Source organism: Desulfovibrio sp. 1188_IL3213, from assembly GCF_036763145.1.
Lineage (GTDB): Bacteria > Desulfobacterota > Desulfovibrionia > Desulfovibrionales > Desulfovibrionaceae > Desulfovibrio.
In genome coordinates this window covers 1-1,229 of sequence record NZ_JBAIYR010000566.1, presented here as the reverse complement: position 1 = coordinate 1,229, position 1,229 = coordinate 1, and the positions used below count along the sequence as shown (strand labels likewise).

Here is a 1,229-nt window from a genome sequence, read left to right as displayed (position 1 = left end):
TACATTCTCAAAGTTTAAGGCACGCTCACTTCGGCGTTTAACCGCGCAGATAAACTGCGCTTACGCCTCCGTAGCGAACGTCTGCTCACGCAGCCGCCAGAGCAATTTCAAAGTGAAATTGCTCTAGAGCAGATGAGCTTTGAGAATGGACACTCTCAAAGTTCAAAGCACGCCCTCTGCGGCGCGTGACAGCGCAAATATCTTGCGTTTACTCACGCAGCCGCCAGGGCAGTTTCAAAGTAAAAAGGCTCTGATTATTTGCCCGCATTGGGAAAGAAAAGCTGCTTGCCCTTCAGCGTGTAGTCAGCGATTTTCTGCTGCGTAGACGGCGCTACCCACCAGTCTTCGAACTTTTGCGCCAATGCCCTGTCAACCTTGGGGCAGTGTTCGGGATTGACCGTGATGACGCTGTACTGATTGAAAAGGGCAGTATCTCCCTCCACCACTATCGCCAGGGGGTTACCGGCCCCCGCCTTGTCGGCAAAGGTAATCCAGGTTCCCCGGTCCGTCAGCGCGTAGGCCTTTTTTTCCGCCGCCATGTTCAATGTAGCCATCATGCCCTGGCCTGCGGAGAAATACGCCGGATCCTTGTCGGGCGTGATGTCCGCCTGCTTCCAGAGTTTCTGTTCGGCCTTGTGCGTGCCGGACTGGTCGCCGCGGCTCACAAAGCCCGCCTTGCTTTTAAAGATGCGGGCAAGGGCCTCGGCGCTGCCTTTTCCCGCGACCTTGGCCGGGTCGGCCGCTGGGCCAACGATGACAAAGTCGTTATACATGATCTGGCGGCGGTCTATGCCGTGTCCGGCCTGGACGAATTCCATCTCGGCGGCCGGGGCATGCACCAGCAGCACGTCCGCATCACAGTTTTTGGCGATTTCAAGCGCCTTGCCGGTTCCCACGGCCACCCACTTCAATTCGATGCCGGTTTCTTTTTTAAAAAACGGCTCAAGATATTCCAGCAGGCCGGAATCCTGGGTGCTGGTGGTGGTTGCCATCATCAGCACGTCCGCGGCACGCGCCCCAGGGGCAAAGACCAGCGAACCAAGGACACAGGCAGTCAGAAACAGGCGGGACATACGAGACATCGGTATACTCCTGTTGAAAACGTTAGAGCAATTTCACTTTGAAATTGCTCTGGCGGCTGCGTGAGCAGACGTTCGCTACGGAGGCGTAAGCGCAGTTTATCTGCGCGGTTAAACGCCGAAGTGAGCGTGCCTTAAACTTTGAGAATG

Annotated in this window: 1 protein-coding gene; it reads right to left on the bottom strand. The window is 56.1% G+C overall.

The window, feature by feature from the left end; all coding sequences use genetic code 11:
- Positions 1 to 254 precede the first annotated feature (254 nt).
- On the bottom strand, positions 255 to 1,082 hold the full coding sequence (locus tag V6C16_RS13620) for a substrate-binding domain-containing protein (RefSeq protein WP_333536323.1): 828 nt from the start codon (positions 1,080 to 1,082) through the stop codon (positions 255 to 257).
- Positions 1,083 to 1,229 lie beyond the last annotated feature (147 nt).

What these genes read in the sequence shown, in the direction of transcription:
- V6C16_RS13620 (WP_333536323.1), bottom strand. Translation starts at nt 1,082, where the DNA reads ATGTCTCGTATGTCCCGCCTGTTTCTGACTGCCTGTGTCCTTGGTTCG.